At 66.9% G+C, this 26829-nt stretch carries 23 protein-coding genes; 12 read left to right on the top strand and 11 right to left on the bottom strand.

The window, feature by feature from the left end; all coding sequences use genetic code 11:
* Positions 1 to 359: 359 nt before the first annotated feature.
* Positions 360 to 1625: an ectonucleotide pyrophosphatase/phosphodiesterase gene (locus J2X70_RS18065; RefSeq protein WP_154879730.1), complete on the top strand. Its 1266-nt coding sequence runs from the start codon at positions 360 to 362 to the stop codon at positions 1623 to 1625.
* A gap of 83 nt (positions 1626 to 1708) precedes the next feature.
* Here the strand turns inward: J2X70_RS18065 and J2X70_RS18060 are convergent, their stop codons facing one another.
* Positions 1709 to 1891 (bottom strand): 30S ribosomal protein THX, encoded by a 183-nt coding sequence (locus J2X70_RS18060; RefSeq protein WP_025879339.1) that lies wholly within the window; start codon positions 1889 to 1891, stop codon positions 1709 to 1711.
* A 110-nt stretch (positions 1892 to 2001) separates the two neighbouring features.
* On the bottom strand, positions 2002 to 2415 hold the full coding sequence (locus J2X70_RS18055) for a MerC domain-containing protein (RefSeq protein WP_025879338.1): 414 nt from the start codon (positions 2413 to 2415) through the stop codon (positions 2002 to 2004).
* A gap of 132 nt (positions 2416 to 2547) precedes the next feature.
* On the opposite strand from J2X70_RS18055, the gene J2X70_RS18050 reads away from it, so the two are divergent.
* The 4 genes from J2X70_RS18050 to J2X70_RS18035 all read left to right on the top strand — a co-directional run bounded on the left by J2X70_RS18050 (position 2548) and on the right by J2X70_RS18035 (position 8463).
* Positions 2548 to 4746, top strand: coding sequence for a TonB-dependent receptor (locus J2X70_RS18050; protein ID WP_025879337.1), 2199 nt, complete (start codon positions 2548 to 2550; stop codon positions 4744 to 4746).
* 303 nt (positions 4747 to 5049) lie between these two features.
* The gene (locus J2X70_RS18045) at positions 5050 to 5616 is read left to right on the top strand and encodes a TetR/AcrR family transcriptional regulator (protein ID WP_025879336.1); all 567 of its coding nucleotides are present in this window, start codon (positions 5050 to 5052) and stop codon (positions 5614 to 5616) included.
* Complete coding sequence (locus J2X70_RS18040) at positions 5616 to 7289, top strand: MFS transporter (protein ID WP_025879335.1); 1674 nt, start codon at positions 5616 to 5618, stop codon at positions 7287 to 7289. The genes J2X70_RS18045 and J2X70_RS18040 overlap by 1 nt, the downstream gene beginning before the upstream one ends.
* 10 nt (positions 7290 to 7299) lie before the next feature.
* A complete protein-coding gene (locus tag J2X70_RS18035; RefSeq protein WP_032976052.1) occupies positions 7300 to 8463 on the top strand; it encodes an HlyD family secretion protein in 1164 nt (387 codons plus the stop codon).
* 132 nt (positions 8464 to 8595) lie between these two features.
* On the opposite strand, the gene J2X70_RS18030 is transcribed toward J2X70_RS18035, so the two are convergent.
* The 7 genes from J2X70_RS18030 to creB all read right to left on the bottom strand — a co-directional run bounded on the left by J2X70_RS18030 (position 8596) and on the right by creB (position 16493).
* A complete protein-coding gene (locus J2X70_RS18030) occupies positions 8596 to 9081 on the bottom strand; it encodes a Fur family transcriptional regulator (RefSeq protein ID WP_025879333.1) in 486 nt (161 codons plus the stop codon).
* A 34-nt stretch (positions 9082 to 9115) separates the two neighbouring features.
* Positions 9116 to 10519: a glutamate--tRNA ligase gene (gene gltX / locus J2X70_RS18025; RefSeq protein WP_033830686.1), complete on the bottom strand. Its 1404-nt coding sequence runs from the start codon at positions 10517 to 10519 to the stop codon at positions 9116 to 9118.
* A gap of 154 nt (positions 10520 to 10673) precedes the next feature.
* Positions 10674 to 12230, bottom strand: a complete 1557-nt coding sequence (locus tag J2X70_RS18020; RefSeq protein ID WP_051562478.1) for a M20/M25/M40 family metallo-hydrolase — start codon at positions 12228 to 12230, stop codon at positions 10674 to 10676.
* 257 nt (positions 12231 to 12487) lie between these two features.
* Positions 12488 to 12898 carry a hypothetical protein gene (locus J2X70_RS18015; RefSeq protein WP_080149363.1) on the bottom strand — a complete coding sequence of 137 codons (411 nt, stop codon included), beginning with the start codon at positions 12896 to 12898 and terminating at the stop codon, positions 12488 to 12490.
* A 10-nt stretch (positions 12899 to 12908) separates the two neighbouring features.
* Complete coding sequence (gene creD / locus J2X70_RS18010) at positions 12909 to 14222, bottom strand: cell envelope integrity protein CreD (RefSeq protein WP_025879329.1); 1314 nt, start codon at positions 14220 to 14222, stop codon at positions 12909 to 12911.
* 81 nt (positions 14223 to 14303) lie between these two features.
* Positions 14304 to 15764, bottom strand: a complete 1461-nt coding sequence (gene creC, locus J2X70_RS18005; RefSeq protein WP_025879328.1) for a two-component system sensor histidine kinase CreC — start codon at positions 15762 to 15764, stop codon at positions 14304 to 14306.
* 3 nt (positions 15765 to 15767) lie between these two features.
* On the bottom strand, positions 15768 to 16493 hold the full coding sequence (gene creB, locus J2X70_RS18000; protein WP_154879723.1) for a two-component system response regulator CreB: 726 nt from the start codon (positions 16491 to 16493) through the stop codon (positions 15768 to 15770).
* Between the two features lie 35 nt (positions 16494 to 16528).
* Here creB and rlmJ point away from each other — a divergent pair, with 35 nt between their 5' ends.
* The 7 genes from rlmJ (at position 16529) to J2X70_RS17965 (ending at position 23669) form a co-directional block, all read left to right on the top strand.
* Positions 16529 to 17386: a 23S rRNA (adenine(2030)-N(6))-methyltransferase RlmJ gene (rlmJ, locus tag J2X70_RS17995; protein ID WP_309911510.1), complete on the top strand. Its 858-nt coding sequence runs from the start codon at positions 16529 to 16531 to the stop codon at positions 17384 to 17386.
* 95 nt (positions 17387 to 17481) lie between these two features.
* The gene (locus J2X70_RS17990; protein ID WP_025879325.1) at positions 17482 to 18027 is read left to right on the top strand and encodes a GNAT family N-acetyltransferase; all 546 of its coding nucleotides are present in this window, start codon (positions 17482 to 17484) and stop codon (positions 18025 to 18027) included.
* Between the two features lie 126 nt (positions 18028 to 18153).
* The gene (gene mfd, locus J2X70_RS17985) at positions 18154 to 21618 is read left to right on the top strand and encodes a transcription-repair coupling factor (protein WP_248149793.1); all 3465 of its coding nucleotides are present in this window, start codon (positions 18154 to 18156) and stop codon (positions 21616 to 21618) included.
* A gap of 82 nt (positions 21619 to 21700) precedes the next feature.
* On the top strand, positions 21701 to 22024 hold the full coding sequence (locus J2X70_RS17980) for a hypothetical protein (RefSeq protein WP_309911506.1): 324 nt from the start codon (positions 21701 to 21703) through the stop codon (positions 22022 to 22024).
* Between the two features lie 14 nt (positions 22025 to 22038).
* Positions 22039 to 22221 carry a hypothetical protein gene (locus tag J2X70_RS17975; protein ID WP_309911505.1) on the top strand — a complete coding sequence of 61 codons (183 nt, stop codon included), beginning with the start codon at positions 22039 to 22041 and terminating at the stop codon, positions 22219 to 22221.
* A gap of 182 nt (positions 22222 to 22403) precedes the next feature.
* Positions 22404 to 23009: an HD domain-containing phosphohydrolase gene (locus J2X70_RS17970; protein ID WP_025873766.1), complete on the top strand. Its 606-nt coding sequence runs from the start codon at positions 22404 to 22406 to the stop codon at positions 23007 to 23009.
* A 99-nt stretch (positions 23010 to 23108) separates the two neighbouring features.
* The gene (locus J2X70_RS17965; RefSeq protein WP_025873767.1) at positions 23109 to 23669 is read left to right on the top strand and encodes a hypothetical protein; all 561 of its coding nucleotides are present in this window, start codon (positions 23109 to 23111) and stop codon (positions 23667 to 23669) included.
* An 81-nt stretch (positions 23670 to 23750) separates the two neighbouring features.
* Here the strand turns inward: J2X70_RS17965 and J2X70_RS17960 are convergent, their stop codons facing one another.
* Both J2X70_RS17960 and gpmA read right to left on the bottom strand, forming a co-directional pair.
* Entirely contained in the window at positions 23751 to 25841 is a 2091-nt protein-coding gene (locus J2X70_RS17960; protein ID WP_025873768.1) for a M13 family metallopeptidase, read from the bottom strand.
* 157 nt (positions 25842 to 25998) lie between these two features.
* Entirely contained in the window at positions 25999 to 26748 is a 750-nt protein-coding gene (gene gpmA / locus J2X70_RS17955) for a 2,3-diphosphoglycerate-dependent phosphoglycerate mutase (protein ID WP_301866670.1), read from the bottom strand.
* Positions 26749 to 26829 lie beyond the last annotated feature (81 nt).

Below are 26829 nucleotides of genomic sequence, written 5' to 3'. Positions count from 1 at the left end.
CAAGCTACATGGCGATCGTCGAGATCCAGGCTTACACGGCGGCCCACGCCGGCTCTCGACACCTACGGTGCCAGATTCCAATCAGATAAGGCTTGGCCGCGGCATCCATGCCGCGGACACCCCGCAATCCGACACCGCCCCGCCTTCGACAGGTTCCCGGTGACGGTTTGATTCGTTCCGGTAGATCCACGCCATGCGTGGATGGAAGCATCCGTAATCTGTCTGGAGAAGAGCCCCCTTGTTGTTCAAGGGGGCGCGCCAAAGGCGCGGGGATAAGGTGAAATGCGCGGACACGCCAGCACGCCACAGGCGCGATGGCGTGTCTTGGGTACGTCATTGCTGCGGATTATCATGGCGGGATGACTTCCGTACGCCTGACCTGCACGCTGGCGCTGCTGCTGCCCCTGGCCGCATGCACCACCACGCCTTCGCCTTCGACAACCATCGCTGCACCTGCCGCGGAGGCGAATACGCCGCCCGCCAGCCCGCCGAAGCTGCTGTTGATCTCCATCGACGGCCTGCGCGCCGATGCGTTGGATCGCGGCCTAACCCCGAACCTTCAGCGGATCATCGATGGGGGCGTGCGTGCGCGCTGGATGACGCCCTCCTATCCCTCGCTCACCTTCCCCAACCACTACACACTGGTCACCGGCCTGCGTCCGGACCACCACGGCATCATCAACAACAGCATGGACGATGCCGCGCTCGGTCGCTTCGCGCTGCACGACCGCGCTGCGGTGACCACCAGCGGATGGTGGGGCGGCGAACCGATCTGGGTCGGTGCCGAGAAGGTCGGTGTGCGCACCGCCACCACCTCATGGCCGGGCAGCGAAGCCGAGATCCAGGGCACACGGCCCAGCCAATGGCGCATTTACGACGCCAAGGAACCGCTGGAACAGCGTGCGCAGACAGTGCTGGACTGGCTGTCGCAGACCGATGCCGATGCGCCGCGCCTGACCACGCTGTACATGGAGCACGTGGACAAGGCCGGCCACAACTTTGGCCCCGAATCCAGGCAGTACACCGAGGCCATCGTGCATGCCGACCGGATCATCGGCCAGGTGCTCGATGGCTTGCAGCAGCACGGCTTGTCCGACAGCACCAACGTGATCGTGGTCTCCGATCACGGCATGGCGTCGGTGCCGGAGGGCCAGGTGATCGCCCTCGAATCGATGGTTGACCCTGCCATCGCGCGCAACGTCAGCGCAGGCCAGTCGGTCGGCTTCGCGCCGGTGGTGGGACGCGAAGCAGAGGCCGAGCGTGCCCTGCTCGGTCGCCACGCACACTACGAATGCTGGAAGAAGGAGAATCTGCCGGCCCGCTGGCATTACGGCACCCATCCGCGCGTGCCGGCCATCGTCTGCCAGATGGATGAAGGCTGGGACGCGCTGACGCGCGAGAAGATCGCCAAGCGCGAGCATGCCGATCGCGGCTCGCATGGCTACGACAACGCGTTGCCGTCGATGCGCGCGGTGTTCGTCGCCCGTGGCCCTTCATTCCGGCAAGGCCTGGTGATCGACGGTTTCGACAATGTCGACGTCTACCCGCTGCTGGCACACCTGCTGCAGGTGCCGGAAGCGGCCAACGATGGCAACGCGCAGACGCTGCAGAAAACCCTGCGCTGATCGCGGCGCCATGCCTTGGCCATGGCCAAAAAAAAACGCGGCGCCGAGCGCCGCGTTTTTCTTTGGAGCGGTCGGTCGGCGGATCAGCCGGCCTTGGCCACTGCCTTCTTGGCCACAGCCTTCTTCGCCGGAGCCTTGGCCACGGTCTTCTTGGCAACCGGGGCGGCGGCGCCTACGGCGACCTTGCTCGCGGTGTGCGAACGGGCGTTGCCGTAGCTGGCGTTGTAGCGCTTGCCCTTGGCGGTCTTGCGGTCACCCTTACCCATGTCTTCAACTCCTCAAATGTGAAATCTGGTTACCCCGTACTGACACGGGTTCGGCGGGGCCGCCTTGCTGGGCGCCCCCGCGCACGATCGGAAAGCCTACCACGGAGCGCCTAGTGCGCGCAGCTGGCGTCATGCACGTGGCCGTGGTTCAAGCGCAGGTTGACCAGGTGCGCGATGCCGACCAGCAGGCCGCCCAGGGTCATCACCACCGCGTGCGGCACCGCGTTGTGGTGCAGCGGGTCGTACAGCACGCCGGCCCACAACGCGACCAGGCCGGGAATCAGGAACGCCAGCGCACGCAGCGCACCGTGCCGCCGATAGCCCCAGACCAGGCTGAACAAGCCCAGCAGGGTCACGAACACCACCAGCGCCTTCTCCACGCCATCGCTGAGCCAGAAGGACAGGCCAAGCGAGGGGGCAGCGGCCAGCAGCAGCGGAATGACCGCGCAGTGCACCGCGCACAGCATCGAACCGGTGGCGCCGAAGCGATCGAGCAGGTGGCGCAGGCGTGAGGGCAAGGGCATGACTTCCAGCAGGGCGGCGAATCGTTATGGAATAATATAACATCGTTTCCCGACCCGCACGGTTCCCCTCCCCCTGTCCCGCCGACGGGATTCGTGCGCCACCCGATTGATACAATGTAACAAAGGACGCCCATGCCCTCCCGTCACCCTCGCCTCAAGCCGCATTCCCTGGCCCTGGCGCTTGCTGCGCTGCTGCCCTCCGTCGCCTTTGCGGCCTCCGACGATGATTCGCATCGTGACCGCCACCTGACCGAGCTGTCCTCAGTGCAGGTCACGGCATCGCCACTGCAGGGTGATGCCGAATCGCTGGCGCGCCCGGTTGAAGTGCTGGCCGGTGAGCGCCTCGATGAGCAGAAGGCCGGCACCCTCGGTGACACCGTCGCCAAGCTGCCCGGCGTGCAGAGCACCTTCTTCGGCCCCGGCGTCGGCCGCCCGATCATCCGTGGCCAGGAAGGTCCGCGCGTGGCCGTGCTGTCCAACGGCATGGGCAACATGGACGCCTCCACCGTCAGCGCCGACCATGCCACCAGCATCGAGCCGTTCCTGGCCGACCAGATCGAAGTACTGAAAGGCCCGGCTACCCTGCTGTTCGGCAGCGGCGCGATCGGCGGTGCGGTGAACGTGGTTGATGGGCGCATTGCGCGCGAACTGCCGGATCGTCCGCTCAGCGGCCGTGCCGAGCTGCGTGGCAATTCGGTCAACGACGAACGCAGCGGCATGTTCCGCCTGGACGGCGTGAGCGGCAATGTCGTGCTGCACGTGGATGGTCTGGTGCGCAATGGCGATGATTTCCGCATTCCCGGCTACGCGGTGATCGACGGCCTGGAAGACCACCACGATGACCACGACCACGCGGGCGAGGAAGGCGAAGAGCCGCGTCGCGGCCGCCTGGACAACAGTTCCATCCGCACCCGCGCCGGTGGCGTCGGCGCCACCTGGCTGGGCGAAGGCGGCTACTTCGGCGCCTCGGCCAGCACCTACCGCACCAACTACGGCATCCCCAACGGCGCCCACGTGCATGCCGACGGCGATGGCCACGACCACGGTCACGACCACGACCATGGCGAGGAGGAGGAAGGTGAAGAGCACGACGTGCGCATCGACATGGTGCAGAACCGTTTCGAGACCAAGGCCGGCATCTACAACCCGGTATCGTTCCTGAAGAACGTCAACGCGCGCGTGGCCTACACCGATTACGAACACGTGGAGCTGGAAGCCGGCACGCCGTCCACCCGCTTCACCAACCGCGGCATCGAAGGCCGCCTGGAAGCGGTGCAGCAGCAGATCGGCGGCTGGGACGGCGCCTTCGGCCTGCAGTTCGGCAACAGCGATTTCGGCGCAAAGGGCGAAGAAGCGTTCGTGCCCGATACCGGAACCAAGAACATCGGCCTGTTCGTTCTGCAGGAAAAGCAGTTCGGCCCGTTCAAGCTGGAACTGGGCGGTCGCCACGACCAGGTCAAGCTGGACCCGACCGGCGACTACCGCCGCCGCAAGTTCGACGCCACCAACCTGTCGGCCGCCGGTATCTGGAAGCTCAACGATGCGGTCGACCTGCGCATCGGCGTGGACAGCTCCGAGCGTGCACCGACCAATGAGGAGCTGTACGCCGCCGGTGCGCACATCGCCACCCGTTCGCTGGAAATCGGTGATGCCAACCTGAAGACCGAGCGCGGCCAACGCATTGAACTGGGCATCCACACCCACAGCGAGCGCCTGGACTTCTCTGCCGCGATCTACCAGACCAGGTTCAAGGACTTCATCTACCTGGCCGACACCGGCATCACCGAGAGCCTGCCGGTGCGCACCTGGACCCAGCAGGACGCGGTGTTCAAGGGCGCCGAAGCCGAAGCGCTGGTGCACCTGTTCGAAGGCGGCGCCGGCGATTGGGACCTGCGCGTGTTCGGCGACTACGTGCAGGCCAAGCTGGACGGCAACGGCAGCCGTACCCTGGACATCGCCGTGCCGCACGGCGACCACAACCACAACTACAGCGTGGAACTGGCCAACACCGGTTACCTGCCGCGCATCGCCCCGGCCCGTGTCGGCGCCGACCTGCGCTGGGCGAAGGATGGCTGGCGTGCCTCGGTGGGCGCGGTGCGTTACAGCCGGCAGAAGGACGTTGCGCAGAACGAGGAGCCGAGCAACGGCTACACCCTGGTCGATGCGCACCTGGCCTACCGCTGGGACCGCAGCGACAGCAACAGCTACGAGTTGTTCCTGGATGGCAGCAACCTGACCAACCGCGAAGTGCGTCCGCATACCTCGCTGCTGAAGGATTACTCGCCGCTGCCGGGTCGTGGTGTCGCCTTCGGGATCCGTGCGTTCTTCTGATGAGGCATCCACGCATGGCGTGGATCTACTGAAGTGCATCCGCGCGTGGTGTGGATCTACTGAAGTGCATCCGCGCGTGGCGTGGATCTACTGAAGTGCATCCGCGCGTGGTGTGGATCTACTGACTTTGACGGCGGCATGCTGTCGTTCTCTCCCGGGGGGCCAGGTTGGCCCCCCGTCTTTTTTGATGACCTCGATCGACCCTCACGCATCCGTCACAAAGATGTGCGTACGACAACAAGCGGACAATCCCGTCGCCATTCGTCTCTCGCCATCCGGACATTTGTGTCCGAAAATGAAGCCATGACCACCCAACGTGCCGATGCCGCTGCCCGCCGAGCCCTCATCCTCGATGCTGCCGACCATGTGTTCGGCCAACACGGCGTCACCGCGCCGCTGGACCTGGTGGTCGAGCGTGCCGAAGTCGGCCGCGCCACCCTGTATCGGAATTTCCCTGACCGCACCGCGCTGATCCAGGCGCTGCTGCAGCGCACGGTCGACCGCATCCGCCGCCAGGTCGAGCAGCTTGGCGACCGCGACGACGCCCTGTTCGAGGTGTTTGAAGGCATGGCCCAGCGCATCGTCGATTCGCCGGCACTGGCCGATTACTGGCGCGCGGTCGATTCGGACGTGCCGGCCATGCGCACCGCACGCGAGACCGTGCGCGACCTGCTGGAAGCCCCCATCGCCCGCGCCAAGGCTGCTGGCCTGTGCCGGCCCGACCTGGAGAAGACGGATATTTCACTGATCTCGGGCATGCTGGGCGCGGCCCTGCGCGGCAAGACCCGCGATGAGCGCGCCCAGCTGGCCGGGCGTGCCCTGCAGCTGCTGCGCGGGGGACTCCAGGGAGCAGCCAGCGGGGAACGCTGATGGTGCAGCCGTACCTCAAGCCGGTTCCGGATTGGGAGGAGCACGAGAAGCCGACCATGCCTGGTTCGGCGTCGATGCCCTGGCACCCGCCTTATCGGCGTGCAGCCTATGCACTGGTGTCGCTGCTGGTGGCCATCACCGGTGGCCTCGGCAATGCGCTGGTAACGGCCAACCTGCCCTTCCTGCAGGGGCAACTGGCGCTCACCCCCACCCAGGGCAGCTGGCTGGTGGCTGCCTACGCCATGGTCAACGTGACCGCCAACCTGCTGGCCTTCAAGTTCCGCCAGCAATACGGCATCCGCCTGTTCGCCGAGATCGGCCTGGGGCTGTACGCGGCGCTGGCGGTGCTGCACCTGTTCGTCGGCAGTTTCGAGACCACCATGCTGACCCGCGCCGCCAGCGGTTTCGCCGGCGCGGCCTGTTCGACGCTGGGGACGCTGTACATGCTGCAGGCGCTGCCGCGGCGATTCACCGGCAACCTGCTGGTGATCGGCGTCGGCCTGTCGCAGCTGGCGGTGCCGATTGCCTGGATCGTCTCGCCCGGCCTGGTCGATACCGGCCAATGGCACCAGCTGTATTCGTTCGAAGCAGGGCTGGCGCTGTGCGCGTTTGCCGCCGTGGTCGTGCTGAAGCTGCCGCCGGGCATCCAGGTCAAGGCCTTCGAACCGCTGGATTTCCTCACCTTCGCCCTGCTCGCGCCTGCCGTCGCCCTGCTGGTGGTGGTGCTGGCCCAGGGCTACACGCGCTGGTGGTTGAACACGCCGTGGCTGGGCTGGGCGCTGATCGCCTCCATCGTGCTGACCACCACCGCACTGATCATCGAACACTACCGGCGCAACCCGCTGCTGCAGATCCGTTGGCTGTCGACCCTGCCGGTGATGCACTTCATCGTCGGCGCCTTCCTGATCCGCTTCCTGACCACTGAACAGTCCTACGGCGTGGTCAACCTGATGCGCACGCTGGGCATGGGACCGGACCAGATGCGGCCGCTGTTCGTGGTGATCCTGGCCGGCGTGGTCACCGGCATCGCCGGTGCGTCACTGACCTTCGGCCCGAAGCGCCTGATTGCGCAGCTGCTGATGGCGATCCTGCTGCTGGGTGCCGCCGCGTTCTTCGACCAGCACCGCACCAGCCTGGATCGCCCGCACGACTTCTACATCAGCCAGTTCCTGGCGTCGGTGGGCGCCGGCATGTTCATGGGCCCGCTGATCATGCTCGGCATTTCCGCCGCGTTGAAACAGGGCGTGGACCACATGATCACCTTCCTGGTGACATTGTCGATCACGCAGACGCTGGGCGGACTGGCCGGCTCGGCCGTGCTGGGAACGTTCCAGCTGCATCGCGAGCAGCTGTATTCCAGCGCGCTGACCAGCCAGCTCGATCCAGCCGACCCGGTGGTGGCACAGCGCCTGCGCATCCAGCAGCAGTTGTACGCAGCGCAGATCACCGACCCGGTGCTGCGCAGTGCCCAGGGCAGCGCGCAGCTGGCGCAGACCACCCGCCGCGAAGCCAACGTGCGCGGGTTCAACGATGTGTTCACCCTGAGCGGCTGGCTGGCAATCGGTTTCCTGTGCTGGTTGCTGCTGCTGTCGCTGCGTACCGCCGTACGCAAACAATGGCGCAAGCGCCATCCTTCCTCCCCCGCTGCGGCTGCGACCGCGGCACCGCGCTGAGTCCACCGTCATGCCTCCCGTCCCGCCCCGTCCAGACGACACCGACGCTGCCGAGAACGTCACCCCGCCGCCGCCCACCGATGCGGCACCGGCGGCGACGCCTGCCGCGCCCGCCGCCGCGCCGAAGTACCTCAAGCCGAGTTCGCGCAGCGTGGTGGTGATGGTGGTGGTGGCCCTGCTGGGCATCGCGCTGATCCTGCGCGCCTGGCACCTGTGGCCGTTCACCAGCACCGTGATGGTGACCGACAACGCCTACGTGCGCGGTCAGATCACGGTGATGGCGCCGCAGGTGAACGGCTATGTGACCGACGTGCTGGTGAAGGACTTCCAGCACGTGAAGCAGGGCGAGCCGCTGCTGCGCATCGACGACCGCATCTACGCGCAGCGGGTGGCGCAGGCGCAGGCCACGTTGGACAGCGCGCGCGCGGCCCTGGCCAATTCGGACCAGTCGCAGGCGCAGAACCGCGCGCAGATTGCTGCGGCGCGGGCCACGCTGTCGGCCGGCCAGGCCGAGCTGCAGCGCTCCCGCAACGAGGCCAAGCGCTACGAGGAACTGGCGGCGCAGCAGCTGGTGTCGATCAACGACCGCGACAAGTTCCGCACCAGCCAGGCCTCGGCGCAGGCCAGCGTGCAGCAGTCGCAGGCGCAGATCCGCATCGCCGAAGAAACCCTGGTCTCGACCCAGGTCTCGCGCAAGAGCCTGGAAGCGCAGGTGGAAAGCGCGCAGGCACAGCTTGAGCTGGCCCGCATCGACCTGGCCAATACGGTGATCCATGCGCCGCGCGATGGGCAGATCAGCGAAGCCAGCGTGCGCGTGGGACAGTACGTAGCCGCCGGTTCGCAGCTGCTGTTCCTGGTGCCCGACGCATTGTGGGTGGTGGCCAACTACAAGGAAGGCCAGACCTGGCAGATGAAGATCGGGCAGCCCGCCTCGTTCTCGGTGGATGCGTTCCAGGGCCAGGTGCTGCGCGGACGCGTGGAGCAGATCGCGCCGGCCACCGGATCGGAGTTCAGCGTGCTGCGCCCGGACAATGCCAGCGGCAATTTCACCAAGGTGGTGCAGCGGCTGCCGGTGCGTATCTCGATCAACGGGGACCAGGAACTGGCGGCGCGGTTGCGGCCGGGCATGTCGGTGATCGTGCGGGTGGATACCGCGACCAAGCCGATGGACTAGGGCGCCGGCCCGGTGGAGTCGAGCCATGCTCGGCTGCGTTGTTGTGACATGGGATCAGATCCCTTTGCCACTGGCAAAGGGATCTGACCCCAATCCCGAGGAAGCCGGCCAGCGGCGGGCCCTACCCTCGCATCAACCTGCGCAGCGGGCGCAGAGTCCGTGTACTTCCAATGTCTGAGCCTGCGGTTGGAAGCCGAGCTCCTTGGCCCGCTTTTCGAGCTGGGTCACGATCTCACGGTCTTCCAGTTCCACCGCGCTGTGGCAGCTGTTGCAGATCAGGAACGGCACCGAATGGGCCGCACTGCTGGGGTGGTGGCAGGCCACGAAGGCATTGACCGATTCCAGCTTGTGCACGAAGCCATTGGCCATGAGGAAGTCGAGCGCGCGGTACACGGTGGGCGGGGCGTCAGCGCCCACACCCTTGCCGTTGCGCACCCACTCCAGCAGCTCGTAGGCCTTGACCGGCTTGCCGGCCTCGGCGATCAGCTTGAGCACGTTGGCGCGGATGGGGGTCAGGCGCAGCCCGCGCTCGCGCGAGACACGCTCGACCACCGCCACGAAATCAGAAGCGTCGTGGACATGGTGGTGCGGGGCCGTACAGGCGGTTTTGGCGGACATGCGCGTTCTCCAGTTCGGGCGTGGGCCGCAGGGCTCAGGCCGTTGCTACCTTGGTGATGGCCACATCGATGCGTTTCAAGGCCTGCTCGCGGCCGGCCAGGTACACGGTATGGGAAATGTCAGGGCTGACCTGGGTGCCGGTGATGGCCACGCGCAGCGGCTGGGCGACCTTGCCCATGCCCATTTCCAGCGCGGCGGCTGCATCGTGCAGGGCCACGCCAACGGCCTCGGCGGTCCACTCCGGCAGGGCTGCCAGCAGCTCGCGGGCCTTGCCCAGCGGCAGTTCCGCACCGGCCTTGAAGTGCTTGGCCACGGCCGCTTCATCGTATTCGTTCAGCGGCTGGTACCAGACCACGGCCTTCTCGGCCATTTCCTTCAGGGTCTGCACGCGCTCGCGGAGGGCGATCACCACGTCCACCGGCGCCGGGCCAGCGGCCACATCCAGGCCCAGCTTCTGCAGCTGGTAGACCAGGTGCGGCACGATCGCGGCCGGCTCCTCGGTCTTCAGGAAGTGCTGGTTGACCCAGCCCAGCTTGGCCATGTCCAGGCGCGAGGCCTTGGAATTGCAGTCCTTCACATCGAACAGGTCGATCAGTTCCTGGCGGCTGAACAGTTCCTGGTCACCGTGCGACCAGCCCAGCCGGGCCAGGTAGCTCAGCAGTGCATCAGGCAGGTAGCCGGCGTCCTTGTACTGCATCACGTCGGCCGCGCCGGTGCGCTTGGACAGCTTGGCGCCCTGCTCGTCCAGGATCATCGGCATGTGGCCGAACTTCGGCACCGGTGCGCCGATGCCTTCGTACAGGTTGATCTGGCGCGGGGTGTTGTTGATGTGGTCGTCGCCACGGATGACTTCAGAGATCTTCATGTCCCAGTCGTCCACCACCACCGCGAAGTTGTAGGTGGGGTAGCCGTCCGGACGGAAGATGACCATGTCATCCAGCTCGCTGTTGGCGATCTCGATGCGGCCCTTGATCAGATCATCGAACACCACCGTGCCTTCAAGCGGGTTCTTGAAGCGGATGACGCGGTTCGGGTCGTCCCTGTACGGCAGGCCCTGCTCGCGGGCAGCGCCGTTGTAGCGCGGCTTTTCCTGCCTGGCCATCGCGGCCTCGCGCATGGCGTCCAGCTCTTCCCGGGTCTCGTAGGCGTAGTACGCCTTGCCGTCGGCGATCAGCTGCTCGGCCACTTCCTTGTACCGGGCGACGCGCTCGGTCTGGTAGAACGGGCCTTCGTCGTAGTCCAGGCCCAGCCACTCCATCGCCTCCAGGATCGCATCGATCGCGCCCTGGGTGCTGCGTTCACGGTCGGTGTCCTCGATGCGCAGCACGAACTCGCCGCCACGATGGCGGGCCTCCAGCCAGCAGTACAGCGCGGTGCGGGCGCCACCGATATGCAGGTAGCCGGTGGGACTGGGGGCGAAGCGGGTGCGGCAGGTCATGGAGGGCTCGAGGAACGGGTATCCCCCGATTTTACCAGCCCTCCGCCCCCTGCGGAAAAAGGGGACGGAGGGGGGCAAGTCACTATTGCCGCGCTCCCGGGAGAACGCCGGTGCAGCGGAGGGGAAACACGACTTGATCCCCTCCGTGCCTTTTTCAGGGCTCGGGCTTGCGCGGGAACGGCTGCTCGCGCATGGCGGCGTGGTAGGCGAAGGAGGCGACGATGGCGGCGGCCTGCTTCAGGTCTTCCGGTTCGGCGTGGTCCCAGGTGTCCAGGTGGCTGTGGTGGACGTTGCTGAAATAGTCCAGCTTGTCCTGGATGAACTGGAAGCCCGGCAGGCCGATGCGGTCGAAGCTGATGTGGTCGGTGCTGCCGGTGTTGCGGGTTGCCACGGTGGTTGCACCCACGTCATGGAACGGGGCGAGCCAGGCTTCGAAGATCGGCATCGCCGCCAGGTTTTCCTGTGCGTAGATGCCACGGAAGCGGCCCGAGCCGTTGTCCATGTTGAAATAGACCTGGAACTTGCCGTAGTCGCGGGTCTTCTGCAGGGCACCGGTCGGTTCGCGCAGCGAGGCCGGCAGCGCCTTCTGCGCCGGGTCGGTAGGCTCGGGGAATCGACCGAAGTGCTTGGCCACGTACGCCTGCGAACCGATCAGCCCCTGTTCCTCGCCACTCCACAGCGCAACCCGGATGGTGCGCTTGGGCTTGGCGCCGCTGGCCTTGAGGATGCGCATGGCCTCCATCATCACCGCCACGCCGGCCGCGTTGTCGGCCGCGCCGGTGCCGCTGTGCCAGGAATCCAGGTGCGCGCCGATCATTACCACCTCGTCCGGCCTGCTGCTGCCACGGATCTCGGCCAGGGTGTTGTAGCCGGGCTGGTCGGCCTCGTCGGTGAAGCGTGCGGCCACATCCACGCGCAGGCGCACGCTCTGCTTGGCTTCCAGCGCGCGTACCAGCGGATTGAAGTGCTCGGCGATCATCGCCAGTTCGGGAATGCCGACCGCTTCACCGGCCTTGCGCGAGCCGCCACCGGCCACGCGGATGATGCCGTTGTCCCAGCTGCTGATGCTGATCGAGGCCAGCGCGCCTTCTTCAACGAAGAATGCGTTGACCTTCGCCGCCAGCGCCTGCTTCTCCTGGTATTCCTTGACCCGCTTGGCGCGGTCGGCGGCCACGTCCTTGTCCTTGGGCAGGGTGAATTCCTGCAGGCCTTCCAGCGAGGTGGCGTCGTGCCGGTGCGAATCGGCGTCGGTGCCGCGCTTGTATTCGCGTGCCTCGCCCAGCAGCAGGATCTTTCCACGCAGCTTGCCGCGATATTTCTCGATGTCCTCGGGCTTCTTGATGTCCACCTGCAGCAGGTCGCCCTCGACCGGGCCATTGGTGCCCGGCGTCCACGCCTTGGGCAGCGCATGCAGTGGCTGCACGCGATCGCCCAGCATCTCCACGCTGGCCGAGGTGAATTCCCAGCCACGGCCGAATTCGTCGAAGGCTTCGTCATGGACATTGTCCAGCTTCCATTCGCTGAACTTGCCGCGGGTCCAGGCGTTGGCACGCCCCATCGCCGGCGAATTGGTCAGGCGCGGCCCGATGCGTTCGGTGAGGTAGCTGAAGGTATCCATCACCTGCGACTTGTGGAACGCCTGCTGGCGGATCTTGCCGACCATGTCCAGGTCCACCGGCTCGCGCTGCTGCGCCACCGCATTGCCACCCATCGCCAGCGCTACTGCCAGCACGCCCCACTTCAGCCCGCTCCACGTCAACACGCCGCACCCCTGCCCTTCGGCTCGATCATCATCCGCTCGAGTCTAGCCAGCCGCGGCGCCCGGCCCCCGTCCCATCGGTCATGGGCATCTGGTAGATCCACGCCATGCGTGGATGGCGCCTTCCCACCGAAGAGCGGTGCGGACCAAGGTCCGCACCCAGCAGAGGCCCCGTAGAACCACGCCACGCGTGGATGGGCCTTCCGCTGTCACCCCTTCCACCCCAGCCACAGCTGCGCGCGTTCGGGCAACAGCAGCAGCCAGTGCCGCTGGTCGATGCTGCTGCAGCCAAACACCGCCGCATGTTCCGGCCAGTCTGCCGGCAGCCCGTCGATGCCGATCTCCGACAATGCCCCCGCCCCGGCCTTCCATGGCCGGTAACGGGGCACCTTGCCGGCGAGCGCGCCGCGTCCGTGCCGCGCCTCCCGCAACCAGTCCAGCCCGCGCCGCTGCAATCCTTCGCAGGTGACGGCGGCCAGCTGGAAGCGGACCAGGCCGGGCGCGATCCTTGCCCCCGGCAAGGCCGCCAGTACCCCATGGGCCTGCAGCAGTGCATCCACCTCCAACAGCGCGGGAATGCCCTGTCGTGCCCGTTGCTGCAATCCTTGGCGCCAGCCCATGGCGTGCTCCTTACTTCTGTTCGGCCAGGGCGTACCAGTCAACCCGACGGGTCACCCACATCGCCAGCGCGAGGATCACGAACAGCAGCAGCGAACCCATCAGCAGTGCATTGTTTTCCGAGACCAGCAGCCCATACAGCGCGCCGTACAGCACCGTCAGCATCGCGGCGAAGCCCAGGCCCCGCTTCCAGTGACCCAGCACATTGGCCAGGTACACCGCCTGCAGGCTGATGCAGGCCAGCGCGGAAACCAGGTAGGCCTGCCAGAAGGCGATGTGCTCGGACAGGCTGATCAGCAGCAGGAAGAAGATCGCCAGCGCCAAGCCGACCATCAGGTACTGCAGCGGATGGATGCGCAGCGACTTGATCAGTTCGAACAGGATGAAACCAACGAAGGTCAGCACCACGAACAGCACGCCGTACTTGGACGCGCGGTCGGCCTGGGTATAGGTATCGACCGGGTCGACCAGCGAAACCTGCACCGCCTGCGCATCCAGGTCATCGCCCTCGCGCAGTCGCTGCTGTGCGTCCGATGCCAGCGAGGACACGGCCCAGCGTGCATCGAAGCCCTGCGCATCCACACGCCGCTCGTTCGGCAGGAACGCACCGGCAAACGACGGGTGCGGCCAGCTTGACCGCAGCGCGATCTGGTTGTCATCGCCCACCGGCACCACCGACAGCGAGCGGCTGCCATCGAGCTGCAGCTCCAGTTCCACGCTGCTGGCCGCCAGGGTGCCTCCGGTGCGGGCGATGCCGGCGATCGGTGCATGCAGCCCACGGCCCAGTGCGGATGCGCCGGCCACGCCCGGCAGCAGCTTGACCTGCTGTCCATCAACCCGCAGGTTCGGCGTACCAACCAGGCCACGTGCATCGGACACGCCCAGCGCGATGTAGGCCTCGCCATAGGTCATGCCATCGTGCTCCGGGTAGTCGTCCTCGCTGAAGGTCGCCTTGAGCTGGCCATTCCAGCTGTACACCGGCACCTTGAACAGGCCGACCGAGCGCTGGCTGGGCAGCAGCTCGCCACTGATCTGCAGGGTGGCCGGCGGCTGCAACCAGTAGCCCTGGGTGGTCTGCAGCTCGGTCTTCTTGTTGCCCTGCGCATCGACCACTTCCACCTGCTCGCGCTTGGACCACGGCACCACGCGCACCGGCCCGACCACGCGCTGGGTACCGGCACGGCTTTCGGCCACCCGCGAGTAGGCCTCTTCGCGATAGGCGCTGCGCTCGGTGATGACGCTGCGGATCAGGAACAGCGGGATCAGCAGCAGCAGGATCAGGCCGCCGACAATGGCGAACCGCAGCAGCATCTTCAGGGATTTCATCGTCCGTCCTCGTTGGAGAGGACTGCAGGATGGACGGCTGCGGTGAGCAGGGTTTGTGGCGAATTTGAAGTGGGTGTGAAGTCAGCGCCGCAGACGCTGGCCCGGTATCGCCAGCGGCAGCCACAGGCTGGCCACGGTGCCGCCGCCTTCGCGCGGCTGCAGGCTGGCGCGGCCGTCATGCAGGCGCACCACTTCCTGCACGAAGGGCAGGCCGAGGCCGGAACTGCGGCGGCCGGTGCCGGGTCGGGCCAGCGAATAGAAGCGTTCGAACACGCGCTCGCGTGCGTAATCGGGAATGCCCGCGCCACGGTCGGCAACCTGCAGGCGTACGCCCTGCCCGTCCAGCTGGGCATCCAGTTGCACCTGTGCCCCGGGTGGCGAGAACGCAATGGCATTGTCGATCAGGTTGTGCAGCGCTTGCCGCAGCAGATAGCCATCGCCCTGCACGCGCAGGTCGGGGACCTGCTCGATATGCAGCTGGACACCTGCGGCCTGCGCGCGCACCTGCGCCGCCGCTGCGGCTTCCTGCAGCAGCACCGGCAAGGCGATCGGATCACGGGTCTGCAACCAGCCGTGCTGCTCGACCTCGGCCAGCGCCAGCAGCTTGTCGATGGTTTCGGTCAGCCGTTCCTGCTGGTCGACGATGCTGCGTGCGAAATGCGCACGGTCGGCGTCGGCCATCGGCTCCTGCAGCAGTTCGGCGGCACCGCGGATCGCCGCCAGCGGGCTTTTCATCTCGTGGGTCAGCGATTGCACGTACTGCTCGACGTACGCCTTGCCTTCCAGCTTGCGCCGCATGGTCTCCAGCGCCTGGCCAAGATCGCCGATCTCGTCGCTGCGCCGCTTGGGCGGCGGCACCGGTTCACCGGCGCTGACCGCGCGCGCATAGCGGCTGAGCTGGCCCAGGCCGTTGGTCAGCCACATCGTCACCAGCACGCCCACCAGCGCCGACAGACCGATCAGCCACGCACCGCGCTCGATGATGGCGCGCTGGCTGGCGGCGATGAACGGATCGATGCTGCGGTTGGGCTGGGCCAGGCTGAGCACGCCGATCAGCGTGCTGCCATCGGCCGGGTCGTACACCGGCGCGGCCACGTGCATCACCGTGTTGCTGTCATCGCCCGGCGTTTCCGGGCTGGAGCGCGCACCGTATTCGCCGCGCAGGGTGCGGTAGACATCGTTCCAGCGCGAATTGTCGCGGCCCACGTCGCGGCCCAGCGAATCGTAGATCACGATGCCCTTGGCGTCGGTGATCGTCACCCGGTAGTCCAGCGCACGCTTGGGGAAGCGCCAGACCATCGCCTTCAGGTCGCGCTGCCGGGCCTTGGCCAGGTTGCGGGTGAAGGTGCCGTTGCGGATGGTGCCGGCCTTGACGTCGGCGGCGGCCATTTCCGCCAGCACGTTGGCCGCATCCACCAGGGTCGATTCCATCGCCTGGCGCACGCCCGGCTTCACTTCGTTGACGAACACACGCATCACGAAGAACGCGGCGATGCCAACGATCAGGAAGAAGCCCAGGAACAGTTTCAGGACCAGACGCACGCGTCAGACCTCCAGGGCGTAGCCGAGGCCGCGATGGGTGCGGATCGGTTCACCGCTGGCGCCGGCCGCACGCAGCTTGGCGCGCAGTGTCTTGACGTGGGTGTCGACGGTGCGGTCGGCGCTGTCGGCGGCGCTGTCCCAGCCACGGTCCATCAACTGGGCACGGCTGAGGATCGCGCCGGGGCGCTGCAGCAGCGCCTCCAGCAACGCATATTCGTAGCGGGTCAGGTCCAGCGCATGGCCCTGGAAGCGGATGCGGCGGCCATCGCGATCGATGGCGAAGGCACCGTGTTCCTGCCAGCCGCTCTCGACGGATGGCGCCACCGCAGCGGGCGTGGCACGCCGCAGCCGGGCACGCACCCGCGCCACCAGCTCGCGCGGCGAGAACGGCTTGGCCATGTAGTCGTCCGCCCCCAGCTCCAGGCCCAGTACGCGGTCGAGTTCGTCGTTGCGGGCTGTCAGGAAGATCACCGGCACCTGCGCCACCGGCCCCGGCAGGGCCCGCAGCCGGCGGCAGACCTCGAAACCACTGAGGTCCGGCAGGCCGACATCCAGCACCACCAGGTCGATATCGCCGGCCTGCAGCTGCTGCAGCGCCTGCCCGCCCAGCAGGCAATGGCTGGCAGCGTAGCCTTCGCTGCGCAGCGCATAGAGCACGGTTTCGGCGATGGCCGCTTCGTCTTCGACCACCAGGACATGGGTAACAGGGGCTGTCATGGCGCGCAGCATAGCCGCTGCGGCCCTTGCCCCGTACACTGCCGCCCATGAACTATCGCCACGCCTTCCACGCCGGCAACCACGCCGATGTCCTCAAGCACATCGTGCAGCTGGCCCTGATCGACAGCTTCAAGCGCAAGGACAGCCCGTTCTTCGTGCTCGACACCCACGGCGGTGCCGGCCGTTACCTGCTGGCCAGCGAAGAAAGCCGCAAGACCCTGGAAGTCGAATCCGGGGTCATGCGGCTGATGGCCCAGCCCAAGCTGCCCGAGGTGGTCGAGCGCTACCTCAAGGCGGTGCAGGCCGACAATCCGGTCGGCGCGATGATCGCCTACCCCGGCTCGCCGCTGCTCAGCGCGCAGGCCATGCGCCCGCAGGACCGCATGGCGGTGTGCGAGCTGCAGGAGGATGAGGTCGCTTCGCTGAAGACCCTGTTCGCCCATGACAGCCGCGTCGGCGTGCACCCCGGTGACGGCTATGCGCTGCTGCGCTCGCTGCTGCCGCCCAAGTCCAACGGTGCCAAGATCGGCCGCGGCCTGGTCCTGATCGACCCGCCCTACGAAGCCCAGGACGCCGAGTACCAGGCGATCCTTGCCGCGCTGGCCGAGACCCTGGCGCGCTGGCCGCAGGCCACCTGTGCGGTCTGGTTCCCGATCAAGCAGCGCCGCACCATCCTGCATTTCCTGCGCAAGGCCACCGCACTGCCGGTGAAGTCGGCGATGACCATCGAGTTCCTGGTCCGCCCGGACGACTCCCCGCTGCGCCTCAACGGCAGCGGCATGCTGGTGCTCAATGCCCCCTGGCAGTTCGACCGCGTGGTCGGCCCGGCCCTGCCGGCCCTGCGCCAGCATCTGGGCGAGCCCGGTGCCAGCACCCGCCTGGACTGGCTGAAGACGGCCGAATAGGGGCCTTCACGAGGCTGTACGACCGTGAGCCTTTCGTTCACGGAATGCAGCCCCGGTGATGACACAATCGATGGACCACCAAGGAATCACCCGGTATGGCCACTCGCAACCGCATGCCGCCCTGGCATGAGATCTTCAAGGCTCCCAGCGGCCACGAGCTGCTGATCCGCCCCATCCGCCCCGAAGATGGCGCGCCGCTGCAGGCCGCCTTCAGCCTGTTCGGGCCGGAAGAAATCCGCGACCGTTTCCTGCAATCGGTGACCGAGCTGTCACCGGAAACCACCCAGCGCCTGACCCATCCCAACCCGAAGACCGAGATCACCCTGGTCGCCGCCGAGTCGCTGCCGGCCGGTGAGGCCGTGGTCGGCGCGGTGGCCCGTGCCTCGATCATCCCCGGTACCCGGGAAGCCGAGTACGCGATCCTGATCAGCCGCTTCCTGATCGGCCAGGGCCTCGGCCGCCAGCTGATGCGCAAGCTGGTGAAATGGGGCCGCGGCAAGTACCTGGACCGCCTGTATGGCGATGTCGCCGCCGAGAACGAGCCGATGAAGCAGCTGGCCGCCTCGCTGGGCTTCAAGCCGGTCCCCCATCCGAACGGGGCCGAAGGCCTGGTGCGGATGGTGCTGGAACTGGACAACTGACGGCAGCGCCGGGCCCTGCCCGGCGATGTTGATCCGGCCGCTGCGCTCGCCGGGCACGGCCCGGCGCTACCCCGGTCACGTAACGATCATGGGCCAGGCGGGGGCTTCTGCTAAAATCCGCGGTTCATGTCGCGTACTCAATACCCCGCCCCGCCGCTGCCACGTGCCGGCCAGCTTCGCGCCTGGTGGCGCGCCCCCGCCTCGCCCACTGCCCTGGCCTGGTATCTGGCCCAGGCAGCGCGCACGCATGACGCACCGCTGCTGGTGGTGGCCCGTGACAACCACGGTGCCAACCAGATCGAAGCGGATCTGCATACCCTGCTGGGAGGCGACCCGAGCCTGCCGGTGGTGGCGTTCCCGGACTGGGAGACGCTGCCCTACGATCGCTTCAGCCCGCACCCGGACATCATTTCGCAGCGCCTGTCGGCGCTGCACCGCCTGCCCACGCTGAAGCGCGGCCTGGTGGTGGTGCCGGTGCAGACCCTGCTGCAGCAGCTGGCTCCCCGCAGCTATGTCATCGGCGGCAGCTTCAATCTTGAAGTCGGCCAGCGCCTGGACCTGGAAGCGGAGAAGCGTCGCCTCGAAAGCGCCGGCTACCGCAACGTGCCGCAGGTGATGGACCCGGGTGATTTCGCCGTGCGTGGCGGCCTGCTTGACGTCTACCCGATGGGCGCCGACGAGCCGCTGCGGGTGGAACTGCTGGACGAGGACATCGATTCGATCCGTGCGTTCGATCCGGAAAGCCAGCGCTCGCTGGACAAGGTCGAGGCGGTGCACATGCTGCCCGGCCGCGAAGTACCGATGGACGACGCCAGCATCGCCCGGGTGCTGGCGACCCTGCGCGAGCGCTTCGACGTCGATACCCGACGCAGCTCGCTGTACCAGGACCTGAAATCGGGCTTGGCCCCGGCCGGCATCGAGTACTACCTGCCGCTGTTCTTCGAGCGCACCGCCACCCTGTTCGACTACCTGCCTGCCGGCAGCCTGCCGGTCGTCTGCGTGGGCGCCGCTGAAGCGGCAGAGACGTTCTGGACGCAGACCGGCGAGCGCTACGAGCAACGCCGCCATGACGTTGAACGGCCGCTGCTGCCACCGTCGGCGCTGTACCTGTCGCCGGACCTGCTGCGCGAGCGTTTGAACGACGCACCGCGCATCGAGGTTTGGGCCGCCGATCACGCCCGCATCGCCGAGGCGCATGCGCTGGGCGACCAGCCGTTGCCGCCGCTGCCGGTGGCCGCGCGCGAGGCACCGGCCGGTGACGCGCTGAAATCCTTCCTCGGCCATTACCCTGGCCGGGTGCTGATCGCCGCCGATTCGCCCGGCCGTCGCGAGGCCCTGCTGGAAGTGCTGCAGGCCGCCGAGCTGAAGCCACCGGTGGTGGCCGATCTGCTGTCCTTCCTGGCCAGCGACGAACGCTTCGCCATTGCCGTGGCGCCGCTGGAAGACGGCTTCGCCCTGGATGCGCCGCACATCGCGGTGCTGACCGAACGCCAGCTGTTCCCCGAGCGCGCCGGCAGCACCCGTCGCACGCGCCGCGCCGGACGAGAGCCGGAAGCGATCATCCGCGATCTGGGCGAACTGACCGAAGGCGCGCCGATCGTGCACGAGGACCATGGCGTCGGCCGCTACCGCGGACTGATCGCGATGGACGTCGGCGGCATGCCCGGCGAGTTCCTCGAAATCGAGTACGCCAAGGGCGACCGCCTGTACGTGCCGGTCGCACAGCTGCACCTGATCAGCCGCTATTCCGGCGCGTCCGCCGAAACCGCGCCACTGCATTCGCTGGGTGGCGAGCAGTGGAGCAAGGCCAAGCGCAAGGCCGCCGAGAAGGTGCGCGATGTGGCCGCCGAACTGCTGGAGATCCAGGCCCGCCGCCAGGCGCGTGCCGGACTGGCACTGCAGGTGGACCGCGCGATGTACGAGCCGTTCGCCGCCGGTTTCCCGTTCGAGGAAACCCCCGACCAGCTGGCTGCCATCGACGCCACCCTGCGTGACCTGGCCAGCAGCCAGCCGATGGACCGCGTGGTCTGCGGCGACGTGGGCTTCGGCAAGACCGAAGTTGCCGTGCGTGCCGCATTTGCTGCCGCCAGCGCTGGCAAGCAGGTGGCGGTGCTGGTGCCGACCACGCTGCTGGCCGAACAGCATTACCGCAATTTCCGCGACCGCTTCGCCGACTATCCGATGAAGGTCGAGGTGCTGTCGCGCTTCAAGAGCACCAAGGAGATCAAGGCCGAGCTGGAAAAGGTCGCCGCCGGCACCATCGACGTCATCGTCGGTACCCATCGCCTGCTGCAGCCGGACGTGAAGTTCAAGGACCTGGGCATGGTCGTCGTCGACGAGGAGCAGCGCTTCGGCGTGCGCCAGAAGGAGGCGCTGAAGGCACTGCGCGCCAACGTGCACCTGCTGACCCTGACCGCCACGCCGATTCCGCGTACGCTGAACATGGCCATGGCCGGCCTGCGCGACCTGTCGATCATCGCCACCCCGCCGCCGAACCGGCTGGCGGTGCAGACCTTCATCACCCAGTGGGACAACGCGCTGCTGCGCGAAGCCTTCCAGCGCGAGCTGGCACGCGGTGGCCAGCTGTATTTCCTGCACAACGACGTGGAGAGCATCGGCCGCATGCAGCGCGAGCTGTCCGAGCTGGTGCCCGAAGCGCGCATCGGCATCGCCCATGGGCAGATGCCCGAGCGCGAGCTGGAAAAGGTGATGCTGGACTTCCAGAAGCAGCGCTTCAACGTGCTGCTGTCGACCACGATCATCGAATCGGGCATCGACATCCCCAACGCCAACACCATCATCATCAACCGTGCCGACCGCTTCGGCCTGGCCCAGCTGCACCAGCTGCGTGGCCGCGTCGGTCGATCGCACCACCGCGCCTATGCCTACCTGGTCGTGCCCGACCGTCGCTCGATCACGCCGGATGCGGAAAAGCGCCTGGAAGCGATCGCCTCGATGGACGAACTGGGTGCCGGCTTCACCCTGGCCACCCACGATCTGGAAATCCGCGGCGCCGGCGAACTGCTGGGCGAGGACCAGAGCGGGCAGATGGCCGAAGTGGGCTTCAGCCTGTACACCGAGCTGCTTGAACGCGCAGTGCGCAGCATCAAGCAGGGCCATCTGCCCGACGTCGATGCCGGCGAAGAAGCGCGGGGCGCCGAGGTCGAGCTGCACGTGCCGGCGCTGATTCCGGACGACTACCTGCCGGACGTGCACACCCGCCTGACGCTGTACAAGCGCATTTCCAGCGCGCGCGACAGCGATGCGCTGCGCGAACTGCAGGTGGAGATGATCGACCGCTTCGGCCTGCTGCCGGATGCGGCCAAGAACCTGTTCGCCATTGCCGAGCTGAAGCTGCAGGCCAGCTCTCTGGGCATCCGCAAGCTGGACCTGGGCGAGAACGGTGGCCGCATCGTGTTCGAATCCAAGCCGAACATCGATCCGATGGCGGTGATCCAGCTGATCCAGAAACAACCAAACCTCTATGCCATGGACGGTCCGGACAAGCTGCGCGTCAAGCATCCGCTGCCGCTGCCCGAAGACCGCTTCAATGCCGCGCGGGCACTGCTGTTGACCCTGGCCCTGCGCTGATCGATCTGCAGGGTGCCGGTCCGCCGCGGGCGGCAGACCGGCACCCTTTCCGTTTCCTGCGCCCGCGACAAGGAGTGTTGCCGTGAATCGTTTCGCCCCCCTTCTGCTCGCCACCAGCCTGGGCCTGCTTGCGGCCTGCCACAGCGGCATGAGCAACCGCGATTACCTGCATGAGAATGTCGCCAGCTGGAACGGCACGGTCAGCATGGTCGAGCAATGGACCAACGGCCCGAACGGCGAGTCCTTCCATGCCTCGCTGCAGGACGGCAAGAGCATGCAGCAGCATCGCTTCGGCCTGAAGAACGCGCACAAGGAAATCGCCGACCGGCTGGTCTTCGTCCAGCAGTTCACCCATGGCAAGGACGCCGACGCACTGCACTGCACCAGAACCTGCTCGATTCCCTGAAGAGCACCGAACACATGTTCGCCGTGATGGAACAGCTGGCCGCCCTGCCCGATGGCTACAGCGAAGAACAGGTCACCCCGCTGCTGCAGACGCTGGATGAGGCCGTGACCAGAATGGACGAAGACATGCAGACCCTGAGCGACGCGCAGGACGCCTTCGCCAAAGCCCATCGCATCCACCTGCAGACCACCGGCTGATCCGCGCAGCCCCGGTTGCGATGCCGCCGGGGCCAAATGCTGCATGCGACTGAACGCACAGCCCCACGCGGGACCGTCGATGCCCCCCGCGTGACACCGATGCGGGTACCCTATGCGCCGCCCCGGCCCGCTCTCGCGGGCCTTTCCGTTTTCTGCGCAGCTTCGCCGCGCCGCCAGTTCCGATGCCCCAGCCCAGACCTCCCGACCTCCTGCACGCGCAGGCCTGCCTGATCGACGCCCTGTCGATGTCGCTGCAGATGCGTGATGCCTATACCCGCCACCACTGTGACCGCGTGGGCCTTCTTGCGCAGCACCTTGCCCTGCACTGCGACCTGGATGAGGACGCCTGTGCGCAGGTCGGCCTGGCCGCACGCTTCCACGACATCGGCAAGATCGGCATCCCCGACGAGGTACTGCTGAGCCCGCGCCGGCACAGCGACGAAGAGCGCGCGATCATGCGCGAGCACCCGGTGCGCGGCGAGCACATTTTCCTGGCCACCGGCCGCAGTGATGCCGCGCCGGTCGCGCGACTGATCCGTGCCCATCATGAAGCGTTCGATGGCAGCGGCTATCCCGATGGCCTGCACGGCGAGGCCATTCCGCTCGGCGCCCGCATCGTCACCATTGCCGATGCCTACGATGCAATGACCAGCGTGCGCCCTTACCGCGCGGCAATGGAGCACGAGACGGTGCTGCGGATCCTCGATGAGCAGGCCGGTGGCCTGATCGATCCCTACGTGCTGCAGCGTTTCCACGGCATGCTCAGGAACGAGCCGGCGCTGGCCTGAGCCTTCACCGGCTGGACGGCGCCTCGCTTGCGCAGCCGCGGCGATCCCCGCAAGCTGAGGGTCGGCCGCAGACGGCCCTGCTTACGAGGAGCATCACCCATGAAAGGAAACACCCGTATCGCCGCACCGCTGGGCCTGTTGCTGTTGGCCCTGGCGCCATTCGCGCAGGCCCAGCAGGATGGCACCGCGCCAGCCGCCGCATGCCTGTCGCGCAACCAGGTCACCGCTGGTACCTCACCTGCCACCCTGATGAATGCCCTACCCCGCTGCGTGCAGGATGGACGCATGCAGGACGCCATCGATCTCTACAACATCGCCGGCGTGTTTGCCCATTTCGATCGCCAGCGCGTCGCAGACGAGACGGGACACGGTGCCTACAACGCGCTGAAGGCGATGGCCGGTTCGGCCATGGGCGAGGAGAATCTCGGTCGCTTCGACAGCGCATTGAAGGCGCAGCTGAGCCCCGACAAGGCGCCAGCCTACGTCGCTGGCATCTGCACCTTCAGCAAGCGCATGGGGCCGCCCTCGTACACCCCGACCTACATGCTGGCCCATGGCATGTCCAATTTCACCGGCAAGGGCGGTGGCCTGGTGCCAGGCTTCGACCCGGCCAGCGCATGGCAGGCCACATTGTCTCAGTACCTGAAATGCCCGGGCTGATCTGCCGCCTGTTCTAGCCGACTGCAACGAGAAGGCCCGGCATTCGCCGGGCCTTCTGCTTCACGCGTTACCGGCGACCGCTTACCAGATCACCACGCGCTTGTCGTCCGCACGCACCATCGCATCGCCGGCCTTGCACTGGAACGCGGCGGCATAGGACGGCATGTTCGACGGCGCGCCGTTGGCACGGAAGTTCGCCGGTGCATGCGGATCGGTGTTCAGGCGCACGCGCAGCTCACCGTCGGTGAAGTTGCGACGCCACACGGTGGCCCAGTTCATGAAGAAGCGCTGGTCCTGGCTGTGACCGTCCACCTCGACGTTCGCCTTCGGGTTCTCCTTCAGCGCCATCTGCAGGGCATCGTAGGCCACGGTCAGGCCACCCAGATCACCGATGTTCTCGCCCAGGGTCAGCTTGCCCTTCACGAACACGCCCGGCACCGATTCATAGCCGTCGAACTGCGCGACCAGCTGGTCGGTGCGTTCGGTGAAGGCCTTGCGGTCGCTGTCGGTCCACCAGTTGTCGAAGTTGCCGTTGGCGGCGAACTGGCTGCCCGAGTCGTCGTAGCCGTGCATCATCTCGTGGCCGATGACCGCACCGATGCCACCGTAGTTCAGCGCCGGATCGGCCTTGGCATCGAAGAACGGTGCCTGCAGGATCGCCGCCGGGAACACGATCTCGTTCTTGGTGGCGTTGTAGTAGGCATTGACGGTCTGCGGGGTCATGCCCCACTCGGTCTTGTCCACCGGTTTGCCGACCTTGTCCAGCATGTAGCGGTAGTTGAACGCACGCGCTGCCTGCATGTTGCCCAGGTAGCTGTCACCGTTGGTCTGCAGGCCCGTCCACTCACGCCACTTGTCCGGGTAACCGATCTTCGGGGTGAAGCTGGCCCACTTTTCCAGTGCCTTCTTCCTGGTTTCCTCGCCCATCCACGGCAGCTGCTCCAGGCGCGCCTTCAGCGCCACCGACAGGTTCTGCACCAGGTGCTGCATGGCCTCCTTCGATTCGGCCGGGAACACCGCGTCCACGTACAGCTGGCCGAGGGCTTCGCCCATGCCGCCGTTCACCGACTCCAGCACGCGCTTCCAGCGCGGCTGCATTTCCTGCTGGCCGCGCAGGGTCTTGCCGTAGAACTCGAAGTTGGCCTTCTCGAACTGGCTGCTCAGGTACGGCGAGGCGTCGTCGATGGTGTGGAAGCGCAGGTAGGACTGCCAGGTGGCGGCCGGCACGTCGGCCAGCATCTTGTCCATTTCGCTGAAGAAGCCCGGCTGGGCCAGCGAGAACTTCTGCGCGGCCGGCACCTTCAGGGTGTCAAACAGCGCGGTCCAGCTGAAGTTCGGGGTCAGCTTGTCCGCGTCGGCGGCGCTGAGCGGGTTGTAGCGCTTGGCCGGGTCACGCATTTCGATGCGCGACATCGAGGCCTTGGCCAAGCGGGTCTCGAACGCCATCACCGCCTTGGCCTGTTCGGCAGCCTGCGCCGCGTCCACGCCGGACAGCGTCAGCACCTGCGCGATGTAGGCCACGTAGGCGTCGCGGATCTTGGCCTGCGCGTCGTCGAAGTAATAGCCCTTCTCCGGCAGGCCCAGGCCGCCTTGGCCGACGTAGGCAATGACGTTGGCCGAATCCTTGTAATCGGCATTGGCGAACAGCGAGAACAGCACGCCCTGGCCCTGCGCCTGGCTGTCGCGCAGGTACTGGGTGATGGCGGCGGTATCGTTCAGCGCAGTGATCTTGTCCAGCGTCGGCTGCAGCGGCGCCAGGCCGGCGGCCTCGATCTTCGCTTCGTCGTTGCCGGTCTTCCAGATGTCACCGATCTTGGCTTCCACCGAGCCGGCCTTGGCCTGGCTGGCGGCGGCCTGCTGCACCAGCGCGTGCTGCACTTCCAGCGAGCGCTCACGCAGGATCTCGAAGCTGCCCCAGGTGGTCTGGTCGCCCGGCACCGGGTTGGCTTTGAGCCACTTGCTGTTGACGAAGCCGTTGAGGTCGGTACACGCGGCGATGGACGGATCCAGATCGGCGCTGTTGAGGCTGATCAGCGCGGTCTTGATCTGCGACTGGTCGAACGCCGGCTTGGCGGCGTCGGCAGCGGGCGCGGTCTCGTTCTTGCCACAGGCGGCGAGCGAAGCGGCGATGGCGATGGTCAGGCCCAGCGGGACCAGATTGCGGACATTCATGGCGTGTCTCCAACGGCGAATCGTCCAGCGTAGCCGCTGCGGCGATGGTGGGGACCGGCCAAAGGTCACAGGGGGAACGCCCGTGGTCGCAACCGGGTAGGTGCGGACCGTTGGTCCGCACACACCCAGCAGGGGAATACCCACCAACGGTGGGTATCTACCGCGCCTTGCCCTGGTTGGCCACGGCTTCGGCGGCCTTGCGTGCCGCTTCCGGATCACCCAGGTAACGGAACGACTTCACGCTGAGGTCGTCGTTCAACTCGAACAGCAGCGGAATGCCGGTGGGGATGTTCAGCTCGAGGATTTCCTCGCGCGAGACGTTGTTGAGGTACTTGTACAGCGCGCGCAGCGAGTTGCCGTGGGCGGTGACCAGCACGGTCTTGCCATCCTTCAACTGCGGCGCGATGGCGTCGTGCCAGTACGGCAGCACGCGGTCGAGCGTCGTGGCCAGCGATTCGGTGCCCGGCAGCGCGTTGCGATCCAGCCCGGCATAGCGGCGGTCGTGGATCGGGTGGCCCGGATCTTCCAGATCCATCGCCGGCGGCGGGATGTCGTACGAACGGCGCCACACCTTGACCTGGTCTTCGCCATGCTTGGCGGCGGTCTCGGCCTTGTCCAGGCCCTGCAGGCCACCGTAGTGGCGCTCGTTGAGGCGCCAGGACTTGTTCACCGGCAGCCAGTCCTGCTCCAGCTCGGCCAACGCACCCTGCAGGGTATGGATGGCGCGCTTGAGCACGGAGGTGTGGGCGACGTCGAACTGCAGGCATTCCTCGCGCATCAGGCGGCCGGCGGCAGCCGCTTCCCGGCGCCCCTGCTCGGTCAGGTCGACATCGACCCAGCCGGTGAAGCGGTTGTCCAGGTTCCACTGGCTCTGGCCATGGCGCAACAGTACGAGTTTACGGGTCACTGCAGGGTCTCCAACGCGAGGAAAGGCAGGCGGCCATTGTAGCCCCGGCGCCCGCTCACCGCGCCGTGGCGGTGTGGATGT

This window comes from Stenotrophomonas sp. 1337, from assembly GCF_031455455.1.
GTDB classification, from domain to species: Bacteria; Pseudomonadota; Gammaproteobacteria; order Xanthomonadales; family Xanthomonadaceae; genus Stenotrophomonas; species Stenotrophomonas indicatrix.
The sequence above is the reverse complement of the archived record's forward strand: the minus strand, read 5'-3'. Positions and strand labels throughout refer to the sequence as shown.